Here is a 20,241-nt window from a genome sequence, read left to right as displayed (position 1 = left end):
CATGGGTTTGTTGGACGGCAAGACTGTTCTCGTCGCGGGAGTCACGATGGACTCCTCGATCGGCTTCGCGGTGGCCCGGGTGGCCCAGGAGCAGGGCGCCCGCGTCCTGATCTCCAACTTCGGACGCGCGCTGTCGATCACCAAGCGGATCGCGAAGCGGCTTCCCGAGGAGCCGCCGGTCCTCGACCTCGACGTGACCAACCAGGAGCACCTCGACGGCCTGGCCGACGTGCTCAGGTCCCACGGTGTCGAGCGGCTGGACGGGGTCGTGCACTCGATCGCGTACGGCAATCCCGAGACGCTCCTCGGCGGCAAGTTCCTCGACGGCCCGTGGGAGGACGTCTCCCAGGCGGTCCAGGTCAGCGCCTACTCGCTGAAGTCGCTGGCGATGGCCTGCCGGCCGCTGATGTCGGAGGGCTCGTCGGTCGTCGGGCTGACCTTCGACGCGACGGTCGCCTGGCCGGCGTACGACTGGATGGGTGTCGCCAAGGCCGCGCTCGAGTCGACCTCGCGCTACCTCGCTCGTGACCTCGGACCCGACGGGATCCGCTGCAACCTCGTCTCCGCCGGGCCGCTCAAGACGCTCGCCGCCAAGGCGATCCCGGGCTTCGAGGAGCTCGACGCGGGCTGGGGCAGCCGGGCGCCGCTGGGCTGGGACAACACCGACCAAGGCCCGACCGCGAAGGCCGTCTGCGCGCTGATCTCGGACTTCTTCCCGGCCACCACCGGCGAGATCATCCACGTCGACGGGGGCTATCACTCGCTGGGCGCCTGAGGCCATAGGCTTGCCGCATGCGGACCCTTGTCATCATGCGGCACGCCAAGGCCGAGGCGTCGGCACCGACCGACTACGAGCGTCAGCTGACCGAACGCGGCCATGCCGATGCGGTCGCAGCCGGGGAGTGGCTGGCCGAGCAGGGCGTGGTCCCGGACTACGTGCTGGTCTCGGCGGCCGACCGCACCACCCAGACCTGGGAGGACGTCGCGATCGGGGCCTCGTGGGACCTGACGCTTGCGGAGTACGACCAGGGTCTGTACGCTGCCGGCCCCTCCACCGCGCTCGACCTGATCCGGGCGGTCGAAGACGGTCATTCGACGGTCGTGGTGATCGGTCACAACCCCACCATGTTCTCGCTGGTGCAGCTCCTGGACAGCGGCGAAGGCGACGACGACGCCGGCAACGAGCTGGCCCTCGGCTTCCCCACCGCGTCGGTCGCCGTACTCACCTACGACGGTGATTGGTCCGAGCTCGACGAGGCCGAGGCCGCCGTCACCGCCTTCCACGTAGCCCGGGCCTGACCGCCGAGGCGTCACTCCCGTCGGCCGAGAGGTCGCTTACGTCGGCCGAGGCGTCGCTTACGTCGGCCGAGACGTCACTCGCTGCCATCTCGGCCGACGCGAGTGACGCTTCGGCCGACGCGAGTGACGCTTCGCCCGACGTGAGTGACGCTTCGCCCGACGTAAGTGACGCCTCGGCAGGGCTCAGATCAGCGGAGGGGCGGGGGTGACGATGCCTGCCTCGGCGTCGGCGGCCTCGATCTCCTCGCGGGAGATCCCGAGGAGGTACATGATCGTGTCGAGGTAGGGGACGTTGATGGCCGTCCCGGCGGCCGAGCGCACGGCGGGCTTGGCGTTGTAGGCGATCCCGAGGCCGGCGGCGGCGAGCATGTCGAGGTCGTTGGCGCCGTCGCCGATGGCGACGGTGGCGGCCTCGGGGATGCCGATCTCGGCGGCGAACTCGCGGAGCGCGCGGGCCTTGCCGGCCCGGTCGACGACCTCGCCGACGACCTCGCCGGTGAGTACGCCGTCGACGATCTCGAGCTCGTTGGCGCGGGCGTAGTGGATGCCGAGGTCGGCCGCCAACCGGTCGGTGATCTGCGAGAACCCACCGGAGACGATGGCGAAGCGGTAGCCGAGGCGGCGCAGGGTCCGGACCATCGTCCGCGCGCCGGGATTCAGCTGCAGCCCGGCATAGACCTCGTCCAACGCGGTCGCGGGGACACCCTTGAGATACTTGACGCGCGCACGGAGCGACTCCTCGAAGTCGAGCTCGCCGCGCATCGCCGCCTCGGTGACGGAGGCGACCTCCTTCTCGTAGCCCGCGTGGGCGGCGATCATCTCGATTACCTCGCCGTCGATCAGGGTCGAGTCGACGTCCATGACGATCAGGCGCATGCCGCGGCGGACCAGGTTGGCGGGCTGCACCGCGATGTCGACGCCCTGGGCGGCGGCCTCTGCCGCCAGGGTCACCCGGAGCTCGTCGGGTGCGGCGCCGGAGACGTGCAGGTCGAAGGCGGTGACCGGGTAGCGGGCCAGCCGGATGATCCGGTCGATGTTGCCGCCGGCAGAGGCGATGGTGCGTGTCACGGACGCCAGCGCGGCCGCCTTCAGCGGCAGCCCGAGCACGGTGACCCGGGCGCGGTCGGCGGGCTCGCGCGGGGTGTCGCCGACGCCCTCCTCGATCTCGACGGTCATGTCGAGGGCGTGGGCGGTCTCCTCGATCGCGTGCTTGAGCGCGTCGATGCTCGCCGCGTCGGCCGGTGCGGTCACCAGCAGCCCGAGCACGAGCCGCGCCCGCAGCACGATCTGCTCGAGGTCGACGACGTCGACCCCAGCCAGCGCGAGCGTCGCCAAGGTGGCCGAGGTCAGGCCGGGACGGTCGTTTCCGGCGAGGGTGATCAGCAGGGTGTCGGGACGCCGCTCCAGCGCGTCGAATTCCTCGGTCATCGCTGCAAAGGATAGTGGAGCCGGTGCCGGTGTCTCAGTCCGGCGGCCACACCTCGGGCGATCCGGCCGCGGTGAGCGCCCTCCGGGCCGCGCGGTCGAGCCCAACGAGCGCCTCGCGCCGCCGAAGCATCTCCGCGGCCGACACGGCGCCGCCGTCGTCCTCCAGCGCCACCGCGACGATCTCCCGAGCCTGTACGCCGCGGGCGGCAAGCTCCACGCACCGCATCGGCACCCCAGGCGCTCCTGCCAGCGCGGGCCGGTGACGCAGGTTCATCAACCGGTCGGCGACCTCGGGCCGCCAGCGGGCGACGTCGAGCTCGGCGAGCGCCGTCGCGGACTCGCTGAGCTCGAGCCGGAGAGCCCGGTCGGCCTCGCCGACGTCGGGGAGCTGACGACGCTGGGCGGCGTACGCCTGCCACTCGAGGACCGCGCCGACCCGGACCGGCACGAGTCCGGCGCCGGCATCGCTCACCACGGCCTCGCCGGCCTCGAGGGCGGCATCGTTGAAGGCCTTCGGCCCACCCAGCCCTACCGGGTCACCCTCGGCCGGGAACGCCACTCCGAGGGCGGTCGCCCCCTCCGTACGCAGCCGGCCCAGCCCGCTCACCAAGGTGTCCGCGACCCCCTCGGTCCCGCCGAGCCCGAGCGCCGCGAGCCCGCTGACCGTGTGGGTCGCGTCGGGCCCGATCACCGCGTCCAGCACCAGGTCGGTGACCGCCTCGCCCCGCAGCCAGGCCGTCACCCACCACGCCAGACGCAGCCCCTCCGGGGTCGTCACGACGGGCTCAGAATCCTCGACACTCACAGCCGCCCACCCTAAGGGGCCCTATCCCCAAGGCCGACGACCCCTGCCGATAGATTTGCCGCCATGGCAGCCGTGCTGGAGTTCACCGACGTCACCGTACGCCGCGGGGGCAACGCCCTTCTCGACTCTGTGAGCTGGGTGGTCGAAGAGGATGAGCGCTGGGTGGTCCTGGGCCACAACGGCGCCGGCAAGACCACGCTGCTCCAGGCCGCCGCGGCCCAGCTCCACCCGACGTCGGGCGTCGTGAAGATCCTCGGCGAGCAGATCGGCCGCATCGACGTCTTCGAGCTGCGCCCGCGCATCGGCCTCACCTCCGCCGCGCTCGCCGACCGGATCCCGCGCCGCGAGCTGGTCCGCGACGTCGTGGTGAGTGCCTCCTACGGCGTGGTGGGACGCTGGCGCGAGCACTACGACGACCTCGACCACGACCGTGCCCAGGAGCTGCTGATCGAGGTCGGTATCAAGCACCTCGGGGAGCGGCGGTTCGGCACCCTCTCCGAGGGCGAGCGCAAGCGCGTCCAGCTCGCCCGGGCCCTGATGGTCGACCCCGAGATGCTGCTCCTCGACGAGCCCGCGGCCGGTCTCGACCTGGGCGGACGCGAGGATCTCGTCTCCACGCTGTCCACGCTCGCCTACGACCCCGACAGCCCGGCCACCGTGCTTGTCTCGCACCACGTCGAGGAGATCCCGCCCGGCTTCAGCCACGTCCTGATGATGCGGGCCGGCCGGATCACCGCCCAGGGGCTCCTCCAGGACACCCTGACCGCGGCCAACCTCTCCAAGACCTTCGGCATGCCGCTCGAGCTCGAGGAGAACGAGGGCCGCTACTGGGCCAAGCGCCGCGCCCGCCACACCCGGTAGGCCGAACGTTAAGAAGTCGGTACCCAAACCTCCCCACAGGGTGTGGCCCGTGTGGGTAGGGTGACGCCATGGACTGGCAGGACTGGGATTGGGCTCTTTGGACGGGACTCGGAGCGCTGCTCGTCGTCGGCGAGCTCTTCAGCCTGGACCTGATCCTGCTGATGCTCGCCACCGGTGCCTTCGCGGGCGCACTGACCGGTGCGTTCACCGACAGCTTCGTGCTCCAGGCGATCGTCGCGCTGGCGGTCTCGGTCTCCATGCTCGCGGTCGTACGACCCGGGCTGGCCAAACGGCTCCACAACGGCCCGGAGATCCAGATCGGCGCGGAGAAGATGATCGGCGCCCAGGCCGTCTCGACCGTCGAGATCAGCGCCCACAAACCTGGGCAGCTCAAGTTCGGCGGCGAGATCTGGACGGCCCAGCCCTACGACGAGACCCTCGTGATCGCGCCCGGCACGCCGGTCGAGGTCCTCGAGATCAGAGGAGCGACCGCGTACGTCCATCCTCTCCCGGAGCTCGGGACCCTGTAGCTCTCGGGCAATTGACGCAACTGAACTAGACAAGGACTGAATGGCAATGGGTGGCATCATCCTGGCCCTACTGGTCATCTTGGCGGTGCTGGTTATCACCACACTGGCCAAGACGATCAAGATCATCCCGCAGGCGCGGGTCGGCATCGTGGAGCGCTTCGGCAAGTTCCAGTCGAAGCGAGACCCCGGTCTGAACGCGGTGATCCCGTTCGTCGACAAGGTGCGCTACATGATCGACATGCGTGAGCAGGTCGTCGCGTTCGCGCCGCAGCCGGTGATCACCGAGGACAACCTGACCGTCTCGATCGACACGGTCATCTACTTCCAGGTCAACGACCCGGTCGCCGCGACGTACGAGATCGCCAACTACATCCAGGCCGTCGAGCAGCTCACCATGACCACCCTGCGCAACATCGTCGGTGGCATGACCCTCGAGGAGACGCTGACCAGCCGCGAGCAGATCAACACCGGCCTCTCGATCGTGCTCGACGAGGCCACCGGCCGCTGGGGCATCAAGGTCAAGCGCGTCGAGATCAAGTCGATCGACCCGCCCATGTCCATCAAGGACGCGATGGAGAAGCAGATGCGCGCCGACCGTGACAAGCGCGCGGCGATCCTCACCGCCGAGGGTCAGCGCCAGTCCGCGATCCTCTCGGCGGAGGGAAACAAGCAGTCCGCCATCCTCAACGCCGAGGGTCAGCGTGAGTCGCAGATCCTCTCGGCGCAGGGCGACCGTGAGGCCGCGATCCTGCGGGCCCAGGGTGAGGGCCAGGCCATCCAGACCGTCTTCCAGGCGATCCACGACGGCCGTCCCGACCAGTCGCTCCTGGCCTACCAGTACCTCCAGATGATGCCGAAGATCGCCGAGGGCGACGCCAACAAGGTGTGGATCGTCCCGAGCGAGATCGGCAAGGCGCTCGAGGGCCTCGGCTCGACGATGAACAGCCTCAAGGGCATCCCCGACGAGGTCGAGGGCCCGGTCAAGCGCGTCGACATGGGCTCGGCCGAGCCGACGATCGACCTCGAGCAGTCCTCCGCGGCCGCCGCCGTCAAGGAGGCGCTCGCCGAGGCCAAGGAGGCGCAGGCCCCCAACCGGCCGAAGCCTCCCGTCGAGCCGACGGAATAGTGTCCGGAGACTGAGTGGATCTTCTCCAAGCCGCCCTCATCCTGCTCGCCGGGGTGGGGGCGGGCACCATCAATGCAGCCGTCGGGTCGGGGACGCTGATCACGTTCCCGACCCTGCTGGCGTTCGGCGTACCTCCGGTGGTCGCCAACGTGTCCAACACGATCGGCTTGGTGCCGGGCTCGTTGGCCGGCGCCTGGGGCTACCGTCGTGAGCTCTCCGGTCAGCGCGCACGGATCCTGCGGTTCGGGGTCGCGGCGCTGATCGGCGGCGCGGTCGGCGGCATCCTGCTGCTGGTGCTGCCGCCGGGAGCGTTCGAGGCGATCGTCCCGGTCCTGATCGGGCTCGGGGTGGTCCTGGTGATCACCGGGCCGCGCATCTCCCGCTGGGTCGCCAAGCGGCACGGCGAGGTGCCCGACGACGGCAGCGAGCGCTGGTGGGTCTGGCCGGCGATCGCCCTGCTCGGCGTCTACGGCGGCTACTTCGGTGCCGCTCAGGGCGTGCTGATGATCGCGATCATCGGGATCGGGGTCGCCGAGTCGCTGCAACGGCTCAACGGGCTCAAGAACGTCCTGGTCGCGATCACCAACGGGATCTCGGGGCTCCTCTTCGCCCTCGTGGCCGACGTCGACTGGACGATCGCGGCGCTGATCGCAGTGGGCGCGACGATCGGAGGCCTGCTCGGCGCGAGGATCGGCCGTCGGCTGCCGCCCAACGTGCTCCGCGGCGTGATCGTCGTCGTCGGCATCACGGCTCTGGTCGCCTTCCTGCTGGGCTGAGCCCGCTGGGGCGGCCCGCGGCTGGGCCGGTCTGATGGGATAGGCCCCATGGAGCTCTACGAGGCGATGCGGACCACCCATGCCGTACGCGACTTCACCGACGACCCGCTGAGCGACGAGGTCCTCGCCAGGATCCTCGACAACGCCCGCTTCGCGCCCTCCGGCGGCAACCGGCAGGGCGCCCACGTCGTGGTCGTACGCAGCCAGGAGACCCGCGAACGGCTGGTCGAGCTGAGCGCGACGGGTGCTCGCAGATACCTCGCGCAGCAGGCGGCGGGGGAGATGCCGTGGAACACCATCCACCCGAGTGCGGTCACCGACGAGCAGATCGCCGCGACCCGGGTCCCGCGCGCGATGACCGAGCCGCTGCTCACCGCGGCGGCGGTGCTCGTCTTCCTCGTCGACCTCGGTGTGGTCGCCTCCATCGACTCCGAGCTCGACCGCGTCGGGGTCGTCTCGGGCGCCTCCGTCTACCCGCTGGTGTGGAACACCCTCCTGGCCGCGCGCGAGGAGGGCTTCGGTGGGGTCATCACCACGATGGCCGTCGCGGAGGAGCCGGCGCTCCTCGATCTTCTCGGCGCCCCCGAGGGCTACGCCGTCGCGGCGGTCGTCCCGCTGGGGAAGCCGGTCAGGCAGCTCACCAGGCTCAGCCGGCAGCCGGTCGAGGAGTTCGTCACCCTGGAGACGTACGCAGGGACGCCACTGACAGACGACTGATGGCGGGGTCCCGAGGGACCCCGCCATCAGTTTCAGACCTCGAGGATCAGCCCTTGTCGGCCGGACCCTCACCAGGCTCGGACACCGAGGTGGACCCGGTGTCGTTGCTGTGGTCGTCCTCGACGACCGCGAACGCGAAGTCGTCGCCGTGCTCGGTGACACCGGTGATGACGGCCTGCTCGACCGCGTCCGCGGCGTACTGTCCACGGACGATCAACGGATCGGTCTGCAGGTCCTTCTGCAGCGAGACCGCGAGTCCGACCATGATCACCGTGAACGGCAGCGCCGCCACGATCGTGATCGTCTGCAGGCCGGAGAGCGCGTCCGCGCCACCGGCGATCAGCCCCAGGATGGCCACGACACCGGTGGCGACACCCCAGAAGATGACGGTGGCCCGCTTGGGCTCCTCCACGCCACGCTCGGAGAGCGTGCCCATCACGATCGAGGCCGCGTCGGCACCGGAGACGAAGAAGATCGCCACCAGGACCATGACCAGGACGCTCATCACCGTCGCCAGCGGGAACTGGTCGAGGGTGGTGAACAGCTGAGACTCCACCCCGCCGAGACCGGCGATGTCGACCGCACCGTCACGCTGCAGGTCGATGGCGGTGCCACCCAGGATGGCGAACCAGATGACGCTGACCGCACTGGGGACCAGGAGCACGCCGGCGACGAACTGCCGGATGGTGCGACCACGCGAGATCCGCGCGATGAACATGCCGACGAACGGCGTCCACGAGATCCACCAGGCCCAGTAGAAGATGGTCCAGGAACCGAGCCACGCGGAGGTCTCCGCGCCGCCGACACCGGTGCGGGCCGACATCTGGGCGAGGTCACCGATGTAGGTGCCGAGCGAGGTCGGGATCAGGTCGAGGATGAAGACCGTCGGGCCGACCACGAACAGGAACACCGCAAGGAACAGGGCCAGCACCATGTTGATGTTGGAGAGCCACTGGATGCCCTTGGCCACACCCGAGACCGCGGAGATCACGAAGCAGATCGTCAGGACGACGATGATGCCGATCAGGACGTTGTTGCCGACCTCGCCGAGCCCGGCCACGATCTGCAGGCCGCTCTCGATCTGGATCGCGCCCGTGCCGAGCGAGGTGGCGGAACCGAACAGTGTCGCGAAGATGGCGAAGATGTCGATCGCCTTGCCCGCCGGTCCTTCGACGGTCTTCTTGCCGAGCAGCGGCGTGAAGGCCGAGGAGATCAGGCTGACGCGACCCTTGCGGTAGGCGCCGTAGCCGATCGCAAGACCCACGACCGCGTAGATCGCCCACGGGTGCAACGTCCAGTGGAACATGGTGGTCGCCATGGCCGTCTGGATGGCCTCCGGGTTGCCCGCTTCGCCGGTGCCCGGTGGTGGGGTGACGAAGTGCGAGATCGGCTCGCTGACGCCGTAGAACATCAGTCCGATGCCCATACCGGCGCTGAACATCATCGCGATCCAGGAAGCCGTCTTGAATTCCGGCTTCTCGTCGTCGCGGCCCAAGGGTATGTTGCCGTACTTGCTGACGGCGAGCCAGATGATGTAGATGACGAAACCGCTGGCAGTCAGGACAAAGAACCAGCCGGCCTTGTCCAGCACCCAGCCAAGGGCGTTGTTGGCTACCGAGCTCAATCCGTCGGTATTGATGAAGCCCCAAGCCATGAACGCGATGGCGATGGCGGCGGCAATACCGAAGACGACCCAGTCGATGCCTTTGCGGCGGTCCTGTTCGCTCGAGATCGGCAGGTCCAGCGCGGGGTGGGGGACCACGTCGCCTGTGGGGGACTTGATGAGGCCGGTGGGATTGCGATGTTCGGAATGTTTCGGACTGTCTGTCTTCTTATCAGAAGTCACACTGTTGTCCTTCCGGTTGGGATCGGGACCACAGCACCCTAACGCCCACCGGCTTTGTCTTTCGTCCACCGGGGGTCAACGGCCAGGCGATTGACAACATCAAATGGCCTGACTGTGTCGGGCCATTTGATGAGTTGTTCTGGGTTTGGGCGGGAAGAATATCTAGACGCCGTACGCCGCCAGCCAGCGCTCGATCTCCGCGTATGCCTGTTTGCGGACATCGGGGCGAGACAGGATCACATCGTGTTTCGCGCCGGGGACCGCGACGTAGGTGACGTGCCTGCCGATGGCGGTCGACCAGCGGCGGATCTGGCGTACGTCGAGGACGATGTCGGTGGAGTGGACGATGTCGCCCATCGCCTTGGGCTTGCTGGAACGGTCGGAGGAAAGCACCAGCACGGGCGCCTTCACGTCCAGGCCCCGGTGGAGCCTGGCGTGGCCGTCGCGGATCGCCTTGAGCCAGCCGAGCCGGATCGGGTAGGAACCGACCGGCTTGAGCCCGAGGTCGAACTCCCACTCGCCGTCGTGGTCGACGTGGAGCGACATCGTGTAGTAGCCGCTCACGTCACGACCCAGCTCACGCATCGGGACCCGGTGGCCGATCCGGCGCACCACCGGCGTCGCCAGCTCCCGCAGCAGGAACGAGCCCTGCAGGTCGAGCCACGGGGAGTTGAGCACCATCCCGGCCAGGGCGTCGGGCTGGCGGTCATGAGCCCACAGCGAGACCGTCAGCCCGCCGGTGGAGTGAGCGCTGAGCATGATGTGGGAGTGGCCGTCGCGCTCGGTGATGCGCTCCCAGGCGGCGTCGATCTCGTCGAAGTACTCGGAGAGATCACCGATGTACGTCCCCGACTGGTGCTCGAGGAGCGAGCGACCGTACTTGCGCAGGTCCAGGGCGTAGAAGTCGTAGCCGCGTGCGGTCCACCACTCGGCGTACTCCTTCTGGAAGAAGTAGTCGGAGAAGCCGTGGACGTAGAGGACCGCGCCCTTCGCGTCGCCGTCGGCGTCCCGCTTGACCAGCGTGGCCACGACCGTGCCCTCGAAGTCGTCCGAGAGTTCGATGGTCTCCACGGTGTAGGGCTCACCGAGTACGTCGATCGTCATGACCGCATCTTCTCACCAGAACCCAGGCGTGCGCTCGCGACGTCCGTCGACGCCCGAAGTGTGGGGAGTCCCACGTCTGGGATGGTCGAGGTCCGGGCGTGCGAGCGGGCACAATGGTTGGTGACACGAGACGACATCTGCTGCCGTCATCGGCGGGTCGTCTTCTCGGGCTACGGCGTTCTTGAGGTTCGTTCAAGTCCCGGAGATGGCGCCTGCCACCATGAGCCCACCTCAGAGAGGACCTCCACGCTCCGATGGAGTACACCGAGCTGTCCGCGTACGACGTACCCCCGGGCGAGGTGACCGCGTGGATCCCCACCGCGGAGCCGAGCGCCTGGGTCGACGACGACCGCCGACTGTCCCACAACCACGAGCTGCACCTCGACACGGCTGAGGCGGGCTCTTGGATCGGGTCTATCATGCGGCTGGCAGGGCCGCTCGACCACACGGCGCTGACGCTCGCGCTGCGGGCCTGGCTCGGACGCCACGAGGCGCTGCGTGGGACGGTCGAGGAGACCCCCACCGGCCGCCGGCGCCGTGCGGTCGCACCTGCGGACGTGTCGATGAGCGCCACCTCCCTGGGCTGGTTCGACGCCGCGGGCGCCAGGTCCTGCGTCGCGGACCTCCTCGCCGACCACATCGACCCGTCGGCCTGGCCCCACGTCGTGTTCGCGACGGTGGCCGACACCAACGGCTTCACCCTCGTCTTCGGTGCCGACCACGGGGTCATGGACGCCTACTCCCAGCTGCTCTGGTTCGAGGAGATCGCCACGCTCTACGAGCGGGCACGGGCCGGTGAGCCGTTCGCCGAGCTGGCTGTGGCCACGACCGGCAGCCACATCGACCACTCCGCCGCCGAGCGGGTCACGGGCGAGGCGATGTCGCTGGAGAGCGAGTCGGTGCGGGTCTGGCGCGACTGGCTGACGACTCCGGACGGCACGCTGCGGTTCGCCGACTTCCCGGTCGAGGGCATCACCGACGTACCCGCCTCGGCGGCGCCGCTGCCACAGGCCGGCCTGTCGCAGTGGCTCGGCGACCCCCGTCAGGCACGGGTCCTGGGCGAGCTGTGCAAGAGCGCTGGGGTCTCGTTCCAGGCCGGGATGATGGGCGCGATGGCGTACGTCCTGCGGGCTCAGCACGGCGTCGAGCGGATGCGTTTCGTGGCGCCCATGCACACCCGCTACACCACGGAGCACGCCGCCGCCGTCGGCTGGTACGTCGGCCTGGTCCCGGTCACCCTCGACATCACCGGCGCCGAGACGCTGCCCGAGGTAGCAGGCCGTGTCCAGGCCGCGCTCGCGGAGACGAAGCCGCTGGTCCGCCAACCGTTCGCGCGGGTTGCGGACCTGCTCGGGGTCGAGGACGCCCCGCACTTCGTCGTCACCTTCGTCGACACCCGCTTCACCGCCGGCGCCGAGCGTTGGCACGACTGGGACGCCCGTACGCTGCGGGCCCCCGCCCGCGCCGACGACGAGGTCTACCTGTGGCTCGTGCGTGACCCGGACGGTCTCAACGTCGCGACGCGCTACCCGGCGGCCGTCGCCGCGGAGCGGGCAGTGCGTGGCCTCATCAGCGGGATGAGCGCGCTCATCGACGAGATCGCGCAGGTCGAGACGTCCGAGCTAGAGGGGACGGCATGAGGGCCGGCCGAGGTCAGCGCGAGTAGAGCTGCCGGATGACGTCCTCGATGTCAGGCTCGTGGATGGAGAGGTCGGCGACGTCGTACGCAGCGGTGATCTGGGCGACCAGCGGCGCCGCGGAGGCGCCGGCGGGGAAGGCCAGCCATTGGCGGGGGCCCTCGATCTTCACGACCCGGGCGCCCTCGATGGCGATGGGGGAGGCCTCGTCGACGAGGTCGACGACGAGGGTGCGGGACGACCCGCCGGTCGCGCGTAGCGACGAGAGCGGGCCGTCGAAGACGGCGGTACCGTGGTCGATCACGATCACCCGGTCGCACAGCGCCTCGATGTCCTGGAGGTCATGGGTGGTGAGCATCAAGGTCGTGCGCCGCTCGTGGTTGAGGGCCCGCAGGAACTCCCGCAGGCGCCCCTTGGAGACCACGTCGAGGCCGATCGTCGGCTCGTCGAGGTAGAGGATCTCGGGGTCGTGGAGCAGCGCCGCGGCGATGTCGCCGCGCATCCGCTGGCCGAGGCTCAGCTGTCGCACGGGAGTGTCCATCAGGTCGCCGAGGTCGAGCAGCGCGACGTGGTCCTCCAGGTTGCGGCGGAAGGTCTGGTCCGGGATCCGGTAGATCCGTCGCAGCAGCTCGAAGGAGTCGTGCAGCGGCAGGTCCCACCACAGCGACGTACGCTGCCCGAAGACCACCCCGATCCGCCGGGCCAGCTCGCGGCGCTGGCGAGAGGGCTCCAGGCCGGCGACGAGCGCAGACCCGCCGGAGGGCACCAGGATCCCGGTGAGCATCTTGATGGTGGTCGACTTTCCCGCCCCGTTGGGGCCGATGTAGCCGACCATCTCGCCCGCCTCGATGTCGAACGAGAGGTCGTGCACGGCGTGCTTCACCACTGACGTACGTCTGAAAGCACCCGCACGCTTGCGGATCGTGAACTCGCGAGAAAGGTCCCGCACCTCGATCAGAGACACATCAGCTCCCGGTGGATCGGTAACGACGGAGCCCCTGACGCCACACGAGCGTGGTGACACCGACCAGCACCAGCGCGGCCAGGGGCGAGGCGAAGCGGAACCAGTCCGGGGAGCCGAACGGATCGGTGCGGCCGAGCAGGAACAGGCACGGGTACCAGTTCACGAACGCCAGCGGCAGCAGGTAGGTCAAGGACCTGACGACCTCACGCGGGAAGATCGTCATCGGATACTGCATGATCGTGTTGCCACCGTAGGTGAAGGCGCTGGCGACCTCCGAGGCGTCCGTGGTCCAGAACTGGATCGTCGAGAAGATCACGAACACGCAGAAGTAGATGACCACGCCCGAGACGAGCGCGAGCACGAGCACGGCCAGCCGCTGCGGGCTCCACTCCACGATCGGTGCCGCCCACGCGAACACTGCGAGACCCTGCGCGATCTGGCCGAGCCGGCGCAGCTCGAACCGGTCGGCGCACAGCTGCACCAGCACCGGGACCGGCTTGGTCATCATCGCGTCGAGGTCTCCGCTGCGTACGTATCGACCGATCTTCTCCACGCTTCCGACCAGCATGTCGGCGATGCGGAACGCGATCGAGGTGAGCCCGTAGAGCAGCGCGATCTCGCGCAGCGTGAAGCCGCCGTAGGTGTCGACGTGGGTGAACATCAGCCAGATCGCCACGAAGTCGAGGAACGTGATGAGCACGCCGCCGACCAGCATCGTCCAGAACGAGACCGGATAGGCCATCGCCGCTCGGATCCACAGCAGCGCGATGAGCCAGTAGGAGCGAACCGCATGAGCGACGTACGCCGCAGGCGTGTCGGCATCAACCACCCTGGACCACCACCTTGCGCGTCGCCGCGCGCAGCACGAGCGCGCACGTCGCCAGGAGCACGACCGCCCACAGCACCTGCAGCCCGATCGCGGCGATCATGTCGAGCCCGGTGTGACGGCCCAGCCAGATGTCGGCCGGGGTCTGGATGTAGGAGGCGAACGGCAGCGCGAGCGCGACCTGGCGCAGACCGTCGGGGAAGAGGTTGAGGGGAAGGGTCAGCCCGCTGAAGAAGGTGGCCAGCACGCTCAGCAGCACCCGCGGCCCGGTCGCGTCCAGGAGCCAGAAGGCGCTGGCGGCGAAGAGGAACCGGACGGCGAAGCTGACCACCACGGCGAGGACGACGCTGACCAGGAACCCGGCCGCGCCGACGACCGAGGGCGTGACGAGCCCGAACAGCAGCGCGCCGACGATCGCCGGCGCCACCCCTCGGGTCGCGAAGTGGTAGAGCCCGCGGCCGAGGTCGGCGGCGAGATACCAGCCGAGGACGCTGACGGGGCGGTAGAGGTCGACGGCGATGTCACCGGTGCGGATCCGCTCGGCGAGGTCGTCGGTCGAGCCACCGCTCCACAGTGCGACGGTCATCAGCAGCGCCTGCCCGATCCAGACGAAGGTGACCGCCTGGTCGGCCTCGTAGCCGCCGGCCGAAGGGTTCTGCTCCCACAGCGCCAGATAGGCGAAGCTGAGGATGATCCCGAAGACCGAGTTGGTGAAGATCCCGGCGAGCGTGGCTGCGGTGTAGGTGGAGTAGCGGCGGAAGGACCGGGTCGCGATCGCGGCGTACAGGCTGATCTGTGGATGCAGCGGCCCGGACACCTGACGTACGTTGGCACACGGGGTCCCGCGTACGCCAAGGGGTTTCCTGGAATAACGTTGATTGAGCAACTGTTTGCCGAGTAGTTCGGATTTCAACTACCGTGGACCGGGACAGTCTCGGGTCACGAAAGGGGCAGGGGAACATGGGTATGCAGTTCGGCATCTTCACCGTCGGCGACGTGACGACGGACCCGACGACCGGCAGGACCCCGACGGAGCACGAGCGGATCAAGGCGACCGTCGCGATCGCCAAGCACGCCGAGGAGGTGGGCCTGGACGTCTTCGCGACCGGTGAGCACCACAACCCGCCGTTCATCGCCTCCAACCCGACCGCGACGCTGGCCTACATCGGCGCGCAGACCGAGCGCATCATCCTGAGCACGGCGACCACGCTGATCACCACCACCGACCCGGTACTGATCGCGGAGGACTACGCCAAGATCCAGCACCTGACCGACGGCCGCGTCGACCTGATGATGGGCCGCGGCAACACCGGCCCGGTCTATCCCTGGTTCGGCAAGGACATCCGCCAGGGCATCAACCTGGCGATCGAGAACTATGCCCTGCTGCGTCGGCTGTGGAGCGAGGACGTCGTCGACTGGTCGGGCCGTTTCCGTACGCCGCTGCAGGGCTACACCTCGACGCCGCGGCCCCTGGACGGCGTGGCGCCGTTCGTCTGGCACGGTTCGATCCGCTCGCCGGAGATCGCCGAGCAGGCTGCGTACTATGGCGACGGCTTCTTCCACAACCACATCTTCTGGCCGGCATCGCACACCAAGCAGATGGTGCAGCTCTACCGCCAGCGCTTCGAGCACTACGGCCACGGCACCGCCGACCAGGCGATCGTGGGTCTGGGCGGGCAGTTCTTCATGCGGCCCAGCTCCCAGGACGCGGTCAACGAGTTCCGGCCCTACTTCGACAACGCGCCGGTCTACGGTCACGGCCCTTCGCTGGAGGACTTCTCCGAGGCCACGCCGCTGACCGTCGGTTCGCCGCAGCAGGTCATCGAGCGGACGCTCTCGTTCCGTGAGTACGTCGGTGACTACCAGCGTCAGCTCTTCCTGCTGGACCACGCCGGGCTGCCGCTGAAGACGGTGCTGGAGCAGCTCGACCTCTACGGCGAGATCCTGCCGACCCTGCGCGCGGAGTTCGAGAAGCTGCGTAAGCCCGGTGTCCCGGACGCCCCGACCCACGCCTCCCTGGTGGAGAAGGCCGGCGGCTCGAAGGACTCTACCGTGTACGCCGAGGGCGACTCCGCCACCGGCTCGTCCGACCGCACCGACCTTGGTCTCGGGGCGGACGACCCCGAGGTCGCCAAGGTTCTCGAGGGGGAGCTGTGACCCGGATCGTGGTGGTCTCCGCGGGGCTCTCGGTCCCGTCCTCGACCAAGCTGCTCGCCGACATGCTCGGCGAGGCGACGACCCGGGCCGTGCAGGCCCGTGGCGCCGAGGTCGAGGTCGAGCACGTCGAGCTGCGAGGCCTGGCGCACGAGCTGACCGACAACCTGCTGACAGGGTTCGCCAAGCCGGCGCTCCAGGCGGCCATCGACCAAGTGCGCCGCGCCGACGGCGTCATCGCGGTGACCCCGGTCTTCTCCGCGTCGTATTCGGGCCTGTTCAAGACGTTCTTCGACGTGCTCGAGCAGGGCGTTCTCGACGGCAAGCCGGTGCTGGTCGCCGCGACGGCTGGCACGGTCCGGCACTCGCTGGTGCTCGAGCATGCGCTGCGGCCGCTTTTCGCCTACCTGCACGCTGTGGTCGTGCCGACCGGCGTGTTCGCCGCGACGGAGGACTTCGCCGGGGGCCCGGAGCTCGCGAAGCGGGTCGACCGCGCTGCCGCCGAGCTGGCCGCTCTGCTCGCAGTGTCGGATGGCGCGCCCGCTCCGGCGCCCCACCGGACGCTGGTGGAGGACGAGTTCGCCAGTCCGACCTCGTTCGAGACGCTGCTCAAGCGCGCCTCGGAGGGGCCGCCGCAGTTCTGACGGGGTTCTGCCGGGAATCTGACGGGCTTCTGACGGGCTTCTGGGGGCCGCCGATGCGAACACGGCCGCTAGATCCCGGGGGTTTGCGGTGGCATGCGACAGAATGCGTCTCGACCGCTACCCCGAACCGCGAGCGGAGCCGTTGTGCACAGCTATGAGCCGAGCGTCGTCGTTGCCGACGAGTCGCCTCTCCTTCGTGCTGGACTCACGGCCCTGCTTGCGCGCGGTGGTTACCAGGTGGTCGCCGACGCCGCGGACGCAGAGGGGCTCATCCAGGCGGCGACCGACACGCTGCCGACTCTGGTGGTGACCGACGCGCGGCTGGGCGCGGGTCTGGCCGACGAGGGCATCCGCGCCGCGCTCCGGCTGCACGAGAAGGTGCCGGAGATGGGCATCGTCGTGCTCGGGGACTCGGTCGACACGGCCTACGCCGCCTCGGTCTTCGCCAGCATCGGCACCGGCGGTCTCGGCTACCTGCGCAAGTCGCGCGTACGCACCGTCCCGCACTTCTTCGACGTCGTCGGCCGGGTGGCGTCGGGCGAGGTCGTCGTCGACCCCGAGGTCATCTCGCGGATGGTCGAGGCGTCGCCCGACGCCGATGCCGAGGCGATGGCGAGGCTGACGATGCGGCAGAGCGAGGTGCTGGGCCTGATCCACGCCGGGTTCCCCGAGCGGTCGATCATCAGCAGGCTCTTCAGCGGACGACGGCAGTTCGAGCAGTGTCTGAGCGAGATGTTCCTCGCCTTCGGGCTCTCTCTCGACGTCGAGCATCGACGTACGCCGACGCCGCTGACCCATCTCGCCTGAGAGGTGCTGAGTGGGGTGGGGCCCGGGGTGACCCGGGCCCCACGCGCGTCTCAGTGCTGGTAGGTGCCGACCAGGACGGCGCGGGCCAGCGCCTTGAAGGCCAGGTTGAAGGAGACGACCGCCGGGGTGACCTCGTCGTTCACGCCCAGCGTCTCCTCGCCGACGGCGTGGACCACGAAGTAGTAGCGGTGGACCTGGTCGCCGGCGGGAGGTGCGGCGCCGCCGAACTCCTTGGTGCCGAAGTCGGAGGCGACGTGGAACGCCTTGCCCGGAAGCTCGGCGCTGCCGGCACCGGCGCCGGCGGGGAGCTCGGTCACGTCGGCGGGGACGTCGACCAGCGCCCAGTGCCAGAACCCGCTGGGCGTGGGCGCATCGGGGTCGAAGCAGGTGATGACGTACGACTTCGTCCCCTCCGGCGCTCCGCTCCAGCTGAGCTGTGGAGAGGTGTTGCCGCCGTCGTGGACCTGGTCCTGCTTCAGCGGCTGTCCATCCGTCACGTCACCGCTGGTCAGCGTGAAGGAGGGGAGGGCGGGCATGAGCGAGTAGGGATCCGGCTTCACCGGGCGATCGAGTGCCATGCCCACCAACGTAGTCCGCGAATCGACCCGTTGTCAGGCCGCACCCCGGTGTTGGGCGAGGATGTACCCATGAGTTCAGAGCACGTCGTTCCCTACCCCGCCGGCCTCATCCTCGAGGGGCGGAGGGTGGTCGTCGTCGGTGGCGGCCGGGTCGCACAGCGACGGGTGCCTGCCCTGATCGCCGCGGGGGCGCGGGTCGAGGTCGTCTCGCCGTCACTGACGCCCGCGCTGGAAGGCCTGCTCGGGTCAGGGGAGATCACCTGGCACCAGGCCCGGTTCTCGGCCGAGGTGCTCGACGACGCGTGGTACGTCATCGCCGCGGCCCAGCATGCCGACGTCAACGAGGCGGTCTCGGCCGCGGCCGAGGAGCGTCGGATCTTCTGCGTACGCTCCGACGACGGCACGCAGGCCACCGCCTGGACCCCGGCGACCGGCCACGACGGCGACCTGACCGTCGCCGTGCTCGCCAACCGTGACCCGCGGCGCTCCGCGGGCGTACGCGACCGGATCCTCGACGGGCTGCGCTCCGGTGACCTGATCGCTCCGCACGAGCGCCAGCGCGTGCCCGGAGTGACCCTGATCGGTGGCGGCCCGGGTGACCCCGGGCTGATCTCGGTCGCCGGCCGCAAAGCCCTGATGGAGGCCGACATCGTCGTCGCCGACCGGCTGGCGCCGCGGGAGCTGCTCTCCGAGCTGCCCGCCGACGTCGAGCTGGTCGACGTCGCCAAGCTCCCCCGCGGCCGCTCGGCCCAGCAGGAGGAGATCAACCGGATCATCGTCGAGGCAGCCAGGGCGGGGAAGGCGGTCGCGCGCTTCAAGGGCGGCGACAACTTCATCTTCGGCCGTGGCTTCGAGGAGGTCCTCGCCTGCCGTGAGGCCGGTGTCCCGGTGCACGTCATCCCCGGCCTGACCTCGCCGGTGACGGTGCCCGGCGTCGCCGGGATCCCGGTGACCCACCGCGGCGTCGCGCACGAGTTCACCGTCATCTCCGGCCACGTCCCGCCCAACGACCCCACCTCGCTGACCAACTGGCCTGCCGTCGCCGGCCTGGGTGGCACCCTCGTCCTCCTCATGGCCGTCCAGAACGCCCCTGCGATCGCGACCGCCCTGCTCGACGGCGGCCGCGACCCAGGCACCCCCGTCGCGGTCATCTGCGACGGCACGATGCCCACGGAGCGTACGGTCCTGGCGACCCTCGAGACCCTCGAGAAGGTCCTGGTCGACGAGAACGTCCAGCCCCCGGCGATCATCGTCATCGGTGAAGTGGTCCGCGTCGCCCACCCGGACTCGTTCTAGGCGCCTGATGGTTGAGCTGATCGAGATCTCCGACCCCGCCGATCCGCGGCTCGCCGACTACCGCGACCTGCGCGACGTCGAGCTGCGCAAGTCCCTCGAGACCTCGGAGGGGCTGTTCCTGGCCGAGGGGGAGAAGGTCGTACGTCGCGCGGTGGCCGGCGGCTTCGAGCCGCGGTCGTTTCTGATGGCGCCGAAGTGGCTCGACGGTCTCTCCGACGTGCTCGCCACGACCGATGCGCCGTGCTACGTGATGAGCGAGAAGGCCGCCGAGGAGGTGACTGGGTTCCATGTTCATCGGGGCGCGCTGGCGTCGCTGAAGCGGCGGCCGCTGCCGTCGGTCGAATCGGTGCTCGAGGGCGCCCGCTCGGTCCTGGTGCTCGAGGACATCGTCGACCACACCAACGTCGGCGCGATCTTCCGATCGGGCGCGGCGCTCGGGTTCGACGCGGTGCTGCTCGCTCCCCGCTGCGCCGACCCGCTCTACCGGCGCTCGATCAAGGTCGCGATGGGCGCCGTCTTCGCGCTGCCGTGGACCCGCCTGCCGGACTGGTACGAAGCGCTCCCGACCCTCTCCGCCGCCGGCTTCACCACCGTCGCCCTCACCCTGGCCGACGACGCCGTCGACATCGAGAAGGCCGTCGAAGGCGTCGACAAGGTCGCCCTCGTCATGGGCTCCGAGGGCCACGGCATCTCCCCGCGCTGGCAGCAGGCCTCCGACCGCCGCGCCATCATCCCGATGTCCGCCGGCATCGACTCCCTCAACGTAGCCGCCGCCACCGCCGTCGCCTGCTACGTCACCGCCCGCCGCTAGCGTCGAGGCGTCACGTACGTCGGCCGAGTGGG

Annotated in this window: 21 protein-coding genes; 13 read left to right on the top strand and 8 right to left on the bottom strand. The window is 69.4% G+C overall.

Annotation, left to right across the window (positions count from 1 at the left end):
• Position 1: 1 nt before the first annotated feature.
• Together fabI and BJ988_RS12625 are read left to right on the top strand one after the other, a co-directional pair.
• On the top strand, positions 2–775 hold the full coding sequence (gene fabI / locus BJ988_RS12630) for an enoyl-ACP reductase FabI (protein WP_179658312.1): 774 nt from the start codon (positions 2–4) through the stop codon (positions 773–775).
• 17 nt (positions 776–792) lie between these two features.
• Positions 793–1,299: a SixA phosphatase family protein gene (locus BJ988_RS12625; RefSeq protein WP_179658311.1), complete on the top strand. Its 507-nt coding sequence runs from the start codon at positions 793–795 to the stop codon at positions 1,297–1,299.
• Between the two features lie 183 nt (positions 1,300–1,482).
• On the opposite strand, the gene serB is transcribed toward BJ988_RS12625, so the two are convergent.
• Complete coding sequence (gene serB / locus BJ988_RS12620) at positions 1,483–2,727, bottom strand: phosphoserine phosphatase SerB (RefSeq protein ID WP_179658310.1); 1,245 nt, start codon at positions 2,725–2,727, stop codon at positions 1,483–1,485.
• A 34-nt stretch (positions 2,728–2,761) separates the two neighbouring features.
• A complete protein-coding gene (locus BJ988_RS12615) occupies positions 2,762–3,505 on the bottom strand; it encodes a hypothetical protein (protein WP_179658309.1) in 744 nt (247 codons plus the stop codon).
• Between the two features lie 90 nt (positions 3,506–3,595).
• Here BJ988_RS12615 and BJ988_RS12610 point away from each other — a divergent pair, with 90 nt between their 5' ends.
• From BJ988_RS12610 to BJ988_RS12590, 5 genes are all read left to right on the top strand, one after another.
• A complete protein-coding gene (locus BJ988_RS12610) occupies positions 3,596–4,393 on the top strand; it encodes an ABC transporter ATP-binding protein (RefSeq protein ID WP_179658308.1) in 798 nt (265 codons plus the stop codon).
• Positions 4,394–4,461: 68 nt separating this feature from the next.
• Positions 4,462–4,923, top strand: coding sequence for an NfeD family protein (locus BJ988_RS12605; RefSeq protein ID WP_179658307.1), 462 nt, complete (start codon positions 4,462–4,464; stop codon positions 4,921–4,923).
• A 46-nt stretch (positions 4,924–4,969) separates the two neighbouring features.
• A complete protein-coding gene (locus BJ988_RS12600; protein WP_179658306.1) occupies positions 4,970–6,049 on the top strand; it encodes an SPFH domain-containing protein in 1,080 nt (359 codons plus the stop codon).
• Between the two features lie 14 nt (positions 6,050–6,063).
• Positions 6,064–6,825 (top strand): TSUP family transporter, encoded by a 762-nt coding sequence (locus tag BJ988_RS12595; RefSeq protein ID WP_179658305.1) that lies wholly within the window; start codon positions 6,064–6,066, stop codon positions 6,823–6,825.
• Positions 6,826–6,873: 48 nt separating this feature from the next.
• A complete protein-coding gene (locus BJ988_RS12590) occupies positions 6,874–7,542 on the top strand; it encodes a nitroreductase family protein (protein ID WP_179658304.1) in 669 nt (222 codons plus the stop codon).
• Between the two features lie 46 nt (positions 7,543–7,588).
• Here BJ988_RS12590 and BJ988_RS12585 read toward each other — a convergent pair whose 3' ends face one another.
• Both BJ988_RS12585 and BJ988_RS12580 read right to left on the bottom strand, forming a co-directional pair.
• Positions 7,589–9,304, bottom strand: a complete 1,716-nt coding sequence (locus tag BJ988_RS12585; RefSeq protein ID WP_343051591.1) for a BCCT family transporter — start codon at positions 9,302–9,304, stop codon at positions 7,589–7,591.
• Between the two features lie 246 nt (positions 9,305–9,550).
• The gene (locus BJ988_RS12580; RefSeq protein WP_179658302.1) at positions 9,551–10,492 is read right to left on the bottom strand and encodes an alpha/beta hydrolase; all 942 of its coding nucleotides are present in this window, start codon (positions 10,490–10,492) and stop codon (positions 9,551–9,553) included.
• A gap of 254 nt (positions 10,493–10,746) precedes the next feature.
• On the opposite strand from BJ988_RS12580, the gene BJ988_RS12575 reads away from it, so the two are divergent.
• Entirely contained in the window at positions 10,747–12,132 is a 1,386-nt protein-coding gene (locus BJ988_RS12575; RefSeq protein WP_179658301.1) for a condensation domain-containing protein, read from the top strand.
• Between the two features lie 13 nt (positions 12,133–12,145).
• Here BJ988_RS12575 and BJ988_RS12570 read toward each other — a convergent pair whose 3' ends face one another.
• The 3 genes from BJ988_RS12570 to BJ988_RS12560 are packed head-to-tail and all read right to left on the bottom strand — an operon-like array spanning position 12,146 to position 14,736.
• A complete protein-coding gene (locus BJ988_RS12570; RefSeq protein ID WP_343051589.1) occupies positions 12,146–13,093 on the bottom strand; it encodes an ABC transporter ATP-binding protein in 948 nt (315 codons plus the stop codon).
• A gap of 1 nt (position 13,094) precedes the next feature.
• On the bottom strand, positions 13,095–13,922 hold the full coding sequence (locus BJ988_RS12565; protein ID WP_179658300.1) for an ABC-2 family transporter protein: 828 nt from the start codon (positions 13,920–13,922) through the stop codon (positions 13,095–13,097).
• Positions 13,915–14,736, bottom strand: coding sequence for an ABC transporter permease (locus tag BJ988_RS12560; protein ID WP_343051588.1), 822 nt, complete (start codon positions 14,734–14,736; stop codon positions 13,915–13,917). Before BJ988_RS12560 ends, BJ988_RS12565 begins: the two co-directional genes overlap by 8 nt.
• A 149-nt stretch (positions 14,737–14,885) precedes the next feature.
• Between BJ988_RS12560 and BJ988_RS12555 the strand changes: the two genes are divergently transcribed.
• The 3 genes from BJ988_RS12555 (at position 14,886) to BJ988_RS12545 (ending at position 17,524) form a co-directional block, all read left to right on the top strand.
• Positions 14,886–16,076, top strand: a complete 1,191-nt coding sequence (locus BJ988_RS12555) for an LLM class flavin-dependent oxidoreductase (protein WP_179661471.1) — start codon at positions 14,886–14,888, stop codon at positions 16,074–16,076.
• Positions 16,073–16,717, top strand: a complete 645-nt coding sequence (locus tag BJ988_RS12550) for a CE1759 family FMN reductase (protein WP_179658299.1) — start codon at positions 16,073–16,075, stop codon at positions 16,715–16,717. Before BJ988_RS12555 ends, BJ988_RS12550 begins: the two co-directional genes overlap by 4 nt.
• A 144-nt stretch (positions 16,718–16,861) precedes the next feature.
• Positions 16,862–17,524, top strand: a complete 663-nt coding sequence (locus BJ988_RS12545) for a response regulator (protein ID WP_179658298.1) — start codon at positions 16,862–16,864, stop codon at positions 17,522–17,524.
• 50 nt (positions 17,525–17,574) lie between these two features.
• On the opposite strand, the gene BJ988_RS12540 is transcribed toward BJ988_RS12545, so the two are convergent.
• The gene (locus tag BJ988_RS12540) at positions 17,575–18,102 is read right to left on the bottom strand and encodes a YbhB/YbcL family Raf kinase inhibitor-like protein (RefSeq protein ID WP_179658297.1); all 528 of its coding nucleotides are present in this window, start codon (positions 18,100–18,102) and stop codon (positions 17,575–17,577) included.
• Positions 18,103–18,171: 69 nt separating this feature from the next.
• Here BJ988_RS12540 and cobA point away from each other — a divergent pair, with 69 nt between their 5' ends.
• Positions 18,172–19,398 (top strand): uroporphyrinogen-III C-methyltransferase, encoded by a 1,227-nt coding sequence (cobA, locus tag BJ988_RS12535; protein ID WP_179658296.1) that lies wholly within the window; start codon positions 18,172–18,174, stop codon positions 19,396–19,398.
• A 7-nt stretch (positions 19,399–19,405) separates the two neighbouring features.
• Positions 19,406–20,209: a TrmH family RNA methyltransferase gene (locus tag BJ988_RS12530; protein ID WP_179658295.1), complete on the top strand. Its 804-nt coding sequence runs from the start codon at positions 19,406–19,408 to the stop codon at positions 20,207–20,209.
• Positions 20,210–20,241: the final 32 nt, after the last annotated feature.

The organism is Nocardioides panzhihuensis, from assembly GCF_013408335.1.
Classification (GTDB): Bacteria; Actinomycetota; Actinomycetes; order Propionibacteriales; family Nocardioidaceae; genus Nocardioides; species Nocardioides panzhihuensis.
This window is presented reverse-complemented; position numbering and strand designations above follow the sequence as displayed.

Coding starts and splice junctions, on each gene's coding strand:
- fabI (WP_179658312.1), top strand. CDS start 2: ATGGGTTTGTTGGACGGCAAGACTGTTCTCGTCGCGGGAGTCACGATG.
- BJ988_RS12625 (WP_179658311.1), top strand. CDS start 793: ATGCGGACCCTTGTCATCATGCGGCACGCCAAGGCCGAGGCGTCGGCA.
- serB (WP_179658310.1), bottom strand. CDS start 2,727: ATGACCGAGGAATTCGACGCGCTGGAGCGGCGTCCCGACACCCTGCTG.
- BJ988_RS12610 (WP_179658308.1), top strand. CDS start 3,596: ATGGCAGCCGTGCTGGAGTTCACCGACGTCACCGTACGCCGCGGGGGC.
- BJ988_RS12605 (WP_179658307.1), top strand. CDS start 4,462: ATGGACTGGCAGGACTGGGATTGGGCTCTTTGGACGGGACTCGGAGCG.
- BJ988_RS12600 (WP_179658306.1), top strand. CDS start 4,970: ATGGGTGGCATCATCCTGGCCCTACTGGTCATCTTGGCGGTGCTGGTT.
- BJ988_RS12590 (WP_179658304.1), top strand. CDS start 6,874: ATGGAGCTCTACGAGGCGATGCGGACCACCCATGCCGTACGCGACTTC.
- BJ988_RS12580 (WP_179658302.1), bottom strand. CDS start 10,492: ATGACGATCGACGTACTCGGTGAGCCCTACACCGTGGAGACCATCGAA.
- BJ988_RS12575 (WP_179658301.1), top strand. CDS start 10,747: ATGGAGTACACCGAGCTGTCCGCGTACGACGTACCCCCGGGCGAGGTG.
- BJ988_RS12555 (WP_179661471.1), top strand. CDS start 14,886: ATGCAGTTCGGCATCTTCACCGTCGGCGACGTGACGACGGACCCGACG.
- BJ988_RS12540 (WP_179658297.1), bottom strand. CDS start 18,102: ATGGCACTCGATCGCCCGGTGAAGCCGGATCCCTACTCGCTCATGCCC.
- cobA (WP_179658296.1), top strand. CDS start 18,172: ATGAGTTCAGAGCACGTCGTTCCCTACCCCGCCGGCCTCATCCTCGAG.
- BJ988_RS12530 (WP_179658295.1), top strand. CDS start 19,406: ATGGTTGAGCTGATCGAGATCTCCGACCCCGCCGATCCGCGGCTCGCC.